The sequence below is a fragment of the Streptococcus cuniculi genome (genome assembly GCF_001921845.1).
GTDB classification, from domain to species: Bacteria; Bacillota; Bacilli; order Lactobacillales; family Streptococcaceae; genus Streptococcus; species Streptococcus cuniculi.
In genome coordinates, this window is record NZ_MSJM01000003.1 from 294,908 (window position 1) to 301,242 (window position 6,335).

Sequence of the window (6,335 nt, forward strand, 5' to 3'; positions counted from 1 at the left end):
TTCCCTCGACTTTCTACTGGTATTATTTTAGCCTAAATTCCTCAAAATAACAAGAACTACTTCACTTTTCCTCCAAAATATGTTATAATATATAGGGAAAGAAAGGGGTGAAGACCTATGACACAATCTTATCACACTATTCTGGTCGCAGTCGATGGTTCAAAAGAAGCTGAATTAGCGCTCCACAAAGCCATTCATGTTGCAAAGCGCAACCAGGCACGACTGATTATTGCCCACGTCATTGACACACGCGCACTGCACAATGTTGCAGCTTTCGATGCTGCCATCTATGAAACACTTGAGCAGGAAGCCCAAACGCTCCTCAAGGAATACCAAGAAAAGGCGCTGCAAGCAGGTCTCATTGATGTACAAATCGTTCTCGAATTTGGGAATCCTAAAACCCTCCTTGCCCACGATATTCCTAAAGAAACAGGCGCTGACTTGATGCTCTTAGGCGCAACAGGTCTCAATACCTTTGAACGCCTCCTCATCGGATCTTCTTCCGAATACATCCTCCGCCACACCACCATTGATTTGCTGGTTGTGCGAGATAAAGATAAAACCATGTAGTATATACTGGATTGAGAAAGGAAGAGGACGAGGCAAGGAGCTGCCGATAGAACTAGCGTCCATCAAAGCGGCTTAACGATGTCCGAATCTTTATTCAATTCACTATAAAAGCGACGGGTTCCCGTCGCTTTTATGATTTATCTTTTGTCATCTGTCGCTCTAATTCCTTTTGAATAGCAGGTTCTGGAGCAAATCTTTCTTCCCAATCATCTGGTTTTAAAATTTTATGGGTCACAGGGTCAAAATGCGCCCGTCCGTCCGGGAAAATTTTTCCCATATTGGCCTGATGAACAATGTCAAAAATTGGCTTTGGATCAACACCCATCAAGGCAAAAGAACCATAGGTGAAATAGAGCAAATCAAGCAAGGCATCGACCTGACCCAACAAGGGATTAGCTGGTTTTTCCTTCTGTTGAGACTTGATAGCAGCCCTATCTAAAGCCTGATGAAGGCTTTGAATACCCCCTTTAAACTCCTCATCATTCCTTGATGTCGCATATAAAAATTCGACAATTTCCTCTAGCTTAAAATCGGCTCGATGGAGGGCAGTTTGCCCATCGTAGGCTTTGGGAGACTCTTGGGTCATCCCATCCATTTTGGCATGAAATTCCTTGACCGCATTGAACTGAGAATCTTTACTGCGAAACATCTACTCCTCCTTCAACGAGACCGAAATGCTCTAAGGCCTTAAAAATACCATCATGGTTATTACTGTCCGTTACATAAAAGGCTGCCTGACGGGCCTTTCGAGTCCCATTTTTCATCGCAACCGAATACGTCACACCAGCCAGCATTTCCAAGTCATTATTGGAATCACCAAAGACCATGACTTCATCGAGCGTAAAGTGGTACTGCTTACCAACACGCTTGATGCCCTCTAATTTCGAATTTCCCTTCGAAATAATATCCACCGCATAAGGGCTCGAACGCGTAAAATCTAAATTCGGAAACTGCGAAGCCAGCTTTCTCGTCTCCCTTTCTGTCGCGAGTAACATCATTTGATAAATCGAGCGTTCAGAAATAATCCGCAACTGTTCCTTATCTTGAGGACTGACTTTTCGGATAAAGCGGTTGAAGATAAAATTGACCAGTCCAGCCCAAGAAGGCGGAATCATCCGCGTCAAGCGATAGGCAAGATTGCCACCACCAAAACTCATAATCCGACTGCCAGCTACTCCAAAAGCCGTCCCGAAAGAGAGGTCTTTCTTGTATTTTTTTGCGTATTCAATCAAGGCTGGCATATCTTCTTTCGGCAGTTCCTGCATAAAGAGGACCTTTTCCCGTGATAGGATGTACTGACCATTGTAGGTCACCGCAAAATCCATGCCCAAGGAAGCCATATACTGGAGAACGAAGCGAGGTCCCCGACCCGTAGCTAGCCCTACCAAAATCCCCTGTTTCTTCAATTGATTGATAGCTGAGATTGTTGACGGGCTAATCGTTCGATTATCTGTCAACAAGGTCCCATCTATATCGAAAAAAACAGCCTTAATCTCCAACATCTCACCTACTTTTCTGCATTTTATGTTACAATTAGTATACCACATTTGGAAAGAATCTGAAAGTTTATGAAAAATATTCTTGTCTTACATACAGGCGGTACCATTTCCATGCAAGCAGATAGCACAGGAAAGGTCACCACAAATCAAGAAAATCCTATGAATCATGTCTCTGTTCCAATCGAAGGAATTCAAGTCACAGCGCTAGATATCTTCAATCTTCCTAGCCCCTACATGACCCCAAATCATATGCTTCAGCTCTATCACAAGATTAAGGAGGAGGCAGGTCATTACGACGGAGTGGTCATCACACACGGAACAGATACCCTCGAAGAAACGGCCTATTTTCTTGATACCATGGACTTACCCAATCTTCCAGTTGTTTTGACAGGTGCCATGCGCTCATCAAATGAACTAGGAAGCGACGGAGTTTACAATTACCTCACTGCCCTGCGCGTTGCTAGTCATGACAAGGCAAAAGACAAGGGCGTACTCGTGGTCATGAACGATGAAATTCACGCGGCAAAATACGTTACCAAGACCCATACAACCAATGTCGGAACCTTCCAAACACCGACCCACGGACCACTTGGCCTTGTGATGAAACACGAAATTCTCTACTTCAAAAATGCAGAATCTCGCGTCCGCTTTGATTTAGATAAGATTTCAGGATTTGTGCCAATTATCCCTGCCTACGCTGGAATGAAAACAGAGTTACTAGACATGCTAGACATCAGCAAACTTGACGGCCTCATCATCGAAGCCTTTGGCGCAGGAAATCTACCGCAGGAAGTTGCAACCAAGCTCAACATCTTCCTTGAAGCGGGAATTCCCATCGCTCTGGTTTCCCGTTGTTTCAACGGAATTGCAGAACCCGTCTATGCCTACGCTGGTGGCGGAGTGAGATTGCACCAAGACGGCATCTTCTTTGTCAAGGAACTCAACGCCCCCAAAGCTCGTCTCAAACTCCTCATCGCCCTAAATGCCGGTTTGAAAGGGCAAGAGTTGAAAGACTATATGGAAGGCTGATGAACTATTCTATCTTGAATGATGACTCTATTATAAAACACAAAACTTCCTAGGCCGAGGGCCTAGGAAGTTTTTTAATCTAATCGCTCTTCTTTTCTTAAATACGGTAATAAGACCTGCCATTCGGACCGGCTTTGCCAATCTGGCTCTGACACAATCTGAACTGCTACTCGCCTTGCCTCTTCTAAGATGGCATAGTCTTCGATGATATTGGCCACCTGAAATTCAGGCAAGCCCGATTGACGCGTTCCAAAGATTTCACCAGAGCCCCGCATTTTCAAATCTTCTTCTGCTAGGACAAATCCATCTGTTGTTTCCGTCATAATCCGCATCCGATCCTTACCCGAATCTGTTTTGGGATTGGCCACCAAAATCGCATAGGATTGCTTCTGACCACGACCAACACGACCTCGCAACTGATGCAATTGGCTCAAGCCAAACCGGTCTGCGTCCATTATCACCATGACCGTTGCATTCGGGACATTAACTCCTACCTCAATCACAGTAGTGGACACAAGAATATCGGTCTCTCCCTCCTTGAAGGTCTGCATAATCGCCTCTTTTTCATCATTTTTCATTTGACCATGAAGTAAGGCGATACTTGCTTTCCCCTTAAAATATGCTGCCAATTCCTCTTCCAAAGCAATGGCATTTTTCAAATCAAGTGCTTCTGATTCCTCAATCAAAGGCGAAATGACATAAACCTGCGCACCTTTCGTTAGTTCTTTTTCGAGCCACTCCAACACAACTGGAAATTGCTCATGCTTGACCCAGCGGGTCACAATGGGCTTACGCCCTGCTGGAAGCTGATTGATAATCGATACATCCATATCACCAAAAGAGGTAATCGCTAACGTTCTAGGAATAGGCGTTGCCGTCATCATCAAGACATCAGGATTTGCTCCTTTTTCCCGCAATAATCGCCGCTGTTTAACACCAAAACGATGCTGCTCGTCCGTGACCACCAAACCTAAACGATGATACGTTACTCCGTCCTGGATAAGCGCATGAGTTCCTACAATCATATCCACCTGTCCAGATTCAATCGCCGCTAAAGCTGTCCTACGAGGTGCTGCCCGCATCCCACCTGTCAATAAAGCAATCGATAAGTCCGGAAAGAGCTGAGATAAACTTTCAAAATGTTGCTCTGCCAAAATCTCAGTTGGCACCATGATTGCCGATTGCATCCCAGCCGTATAGGCTGCATACATGGCTAAAGCAGCTACTACCGTCTTGCCTGAACCGACATCTCCCTGCAAGAGACGATTCATGTGTCCTACAGACTTCATATCCGCCAAAATTTCATCTAACGCCCTACCTTGGGCTTCTGTCAACTCAAATGGCAAAGAAGCAATTTTTTCTTTCACTGCAAGTGCATTATAGAGAATTTCTACACCGTCTGATGCTACCTTGTTAGCCACCTTTAACTGTTGTAAACGCAACTGAAAATAAAATAATTCCTCAAATTTGATGCGCCGCAAAGCCTGCTTGTATTCTCCTAACTCTTTTGGAAAATGCATGGCTCGCACCGCCTGTCTGCGATCCATTAAGCGGTAGCGCTCCATCAAGGCTTGTGGTAGATTTTCTCCTAACAATTTGTCATATCCCTTATCAAACGCTGCCTTTACTAGTTTTACAACACTGGCCTGAGAAATCCCCTGCGCAACATGGTAGATTGGCTGTAATTCATCCTCTAATTGGGCAACCAGCTTCATACCCGTTACACCAGCCTTTGCCTTGTCCCACTTTCCCCAAACAGCAAGTTCTTGCCCTACCTCAACTCGATCCGCAAGATACGGTTGATTGAAAAAGGAGACTGCTATGACCACTTCTCCCTGCTTAAGTGAAAAGCGCAACTTATTCCGCTTAAAACCATAATATTGAACAGTCGCAGGCGTCATTACGACACCAGAAATCAAAGCCTTTTCCCCATCTTCTAAGTCCAACACCGACCGGGCCGCAAAATCATCATAACGAAAAGGATAGTAGCATAGTACATCCTCTACCGTCTCTAACCCCAACTGTTGAAATTTCACAGCCGACTTCTCACCCACACCAGGAAGGGCTGTCAATTTATCTTCTAAACTCATCATACCTTGATTATAACAAAAAAAGATAAAAAGTACCATGTCTGCTCATCCCGAGCATATTAGTGGAGCATTTCCCTTCTCTTAACTGACACATTACCTAATCGAACTTGGTAGCATTTCGGACTTTCCTCTACATAAACGAAACAAAAAAGCAACCTATATTATGGTTGCTACAATCGGGAAGACAGGATTCGAACCTGCGACACCTTGGTCCCAAACCAAGTACTCTACCAAGCTGAGCTACTTCCCGTTCCCACTAAAAATAAATCTCCCCTAATGTCTCCATTAAGCGAGTCATGCACCCTAGAGGAGTCGAACCTCTAACCGCCTGATTCGTAGTCAGGTACTCTATCCAGTTGAGCTAAGGGTGCCTATTCATGCCGAGGACCGGAATCGAACCGGTACGATGTTGCCATCGCAGGATTTTAAGTCCTGTGCGTCTGCCAGTTCCGCCACCCCGGCCTCTTCAAGCGAACGACGGGATTCGAACCCGCGACCCCCACCTTGGCAAGGTGGTGTTCTACCACTGAACTACGTTCGCATTTATCCCTCTATGCCGGCTACATGACTTGAACACGCGACCCTCTGATTACAAATCAGATGCTCTACCAACTGAGCTAAGCCGGCCTATTTCTATCCTATGCGGGTTAAGGGACTTGAACCCCCACGCCCGAAAGCGCCAGATCCTAAATCTGGTGCGTCTGCCAATTCCGCCAAACCCGCAATGACCCGTGCTGGGCTCGAACCAGCGACCCTTTGATTAAAAGTCAAATGCTCTACCAACTGAGCTAACGAGTCGATCTATTAATCGTTATATTCATAAGGATGCAAACTTCGTTTGCTCTATCTCCAACTTCAATTAATCCACTGGATTAATTGAACGGTCCCGACGGGAATCGAACCCGCGATCTTCGCCGTGACAGGGCGACGTGATAACCGCTACACTACGGGACCTATTTGTACTCGGACTAAAATCCTAGTCAATTTGATACAGATTTTTTAACGTCCTTAGTAACATATTATGGGAGTTAACGGGATCGAACCGCTGACCCTCTGCTTGTAAGGCAGATGCTCTCCCAGCTGAGCTAAACTCCCTTTGGCGGAAGTTCAGCTCACTGGATTCCCCTGTCGTGCAATGACTACGTCA

3 protein-coding genes, 9 tRNA genes and 1 pseudogene are annotated in these 6,335 nt (G+C 45.4%); 2 read left to right on the forward strand and 11 right to left on the reverse strand.

From position 1 onward, the window contains the following. The first annotated feature begins 117 nt into the window (after nt 1-117). Nucleotides 118-570 carry a universal stress protein gene (locus tag BU202_RS04775; RefSeq protein ID WP_075104662.1) on the forward strand — a complete coding sequence of 151 codons (453 nt, stop codon included), beginning with the start codon at nt 118-120 and terminating at the stop codon, nt 568-570. A gap of 130 nt (nt 571-700) precedes the next feature. Here BU202_RS04775 and BU202_RS10670 read toward each other — a convergent pair. After that, nucleotides 701-2,069 (reverse strand): annotated as a pseudogene (locus tag BU202_RS10670) (HAD-IIB family hydrolase). A 69-nt stretch (nt 2,070-2,138) separates the two neighbouring features. Between BU202_RS10670 and BU202_RS04790 the strand changes: the two are divergent. After that, entirely contained in the window at nt 2,139-3,098 is a 960-nt protein-coding gene (locus BU202_RS04790) for an asparaginase (protein WP_075104664.1), read from the forward strand. Nucleotides 3,099-3,172: 74 nt separating this feature from the next. Here the strand turns inward: BU202_RS04790 and recG are convergent, their stop codons facing one another. The 10 genes from recG to BU202_RS04840 all read right to left on the reverse strand — a co-directional run bounded on the left by recG (nt 3,173) and on the right by BU202_RS04840 (nt 6,283). Further along, entirely contained in the window at nt 3,173-5,188 is a 2,016-nt protein-coding gene (recG, locus tag BU202_RS04795; protein WP_075104676.1) for an ATP-dependent DNA helicase RecG, read from the reverse strand. Between the two features lie 176 nt (nt 5,189-5,364). After that, nucleotides 5,365-5,438, reverse strand: a tRNA-Pro gene (locus BU202_RS04800). A 47-nt stretch (nt 5,439-5,485) separates the two neighbouring features. After that, nucleotides 5,486-5,559: transfer RNA gene (locus tag BU202_RS04805), tRNA-Arg, on the reverse strand. Nucleotides 5,560-5,566: 7 nt separating this feature from the next. After that, nucleotides 5,567-5,650, reverse strand: a tRNA-Leu gene (locus BU202_RS04810). Nucleotides 5,651-5,657: 7 nt separating this feature from the next. Continuing rightward, nucleotides 5,658-5,729, reverse strand: a tRNA-Gly gene (locus tag BU202_RS04815). Nucleotides 5,730-5,742: 13 nt separating this feature from the next. Further along, a tRNA-Thr gene (locus BU202_RS04820) sits at nt 5,743-5,815 on the reverse strand. 14 nt (nt 5,816-5,829) lie between these two features. Further along, nucleotides 5,830-5,911, reverse strand: a tRNA-Leu gene (locus tag BU202_RS04825). A gap of 2 nt (nt 5,912-5,913) precedes the next feature. Beyond that, nucleotides 5,914-5,986, reverse strand: a tRNA-Lys gene (locus BU202_RS04830). Between the two features lie 83 nt (nt 5,987-6,069). Then, a tRNA-Asp gene (locus BU202_RS04835) sits at nt 6,070-6,142 on the reverse strand. A 68-nt stretch (nt 6,143-6,210) separates the two neighbouring features. Continuing rightward, nucleotides 6,211-6,283, reverse strand: a tRNA-Val gene (locus BU202_RS04840). Between the last annotated feature and the right edge of the window lie 52 nt (nt 6,284-6,335).

What these genes read in the sequence shown, in the direction of transcription:
- recG (WP_075104676.1), bottom strand. Translation starts at nt 5,188, where the DNA reads ATGAGTTTAGAAGATAAATTGACAGCCCTTCCTGGTGTGGGTGAGAAG.
- BU202_RS04790 (WP_075104664.1), top strand. Translation starts at nt 2,139, where the DNA reads ATGAAAAATATTCTTGTCTTACATACAGGCGGTACCATTTCCATGCAA.
- BU202_RS04775 (WP_075104662.1), top strand. Translation starts at nt 118, where the DNA reads ATGACACAATCTTATCACACTATTCTGGTCGCAGTCGATGGTTCAAAA.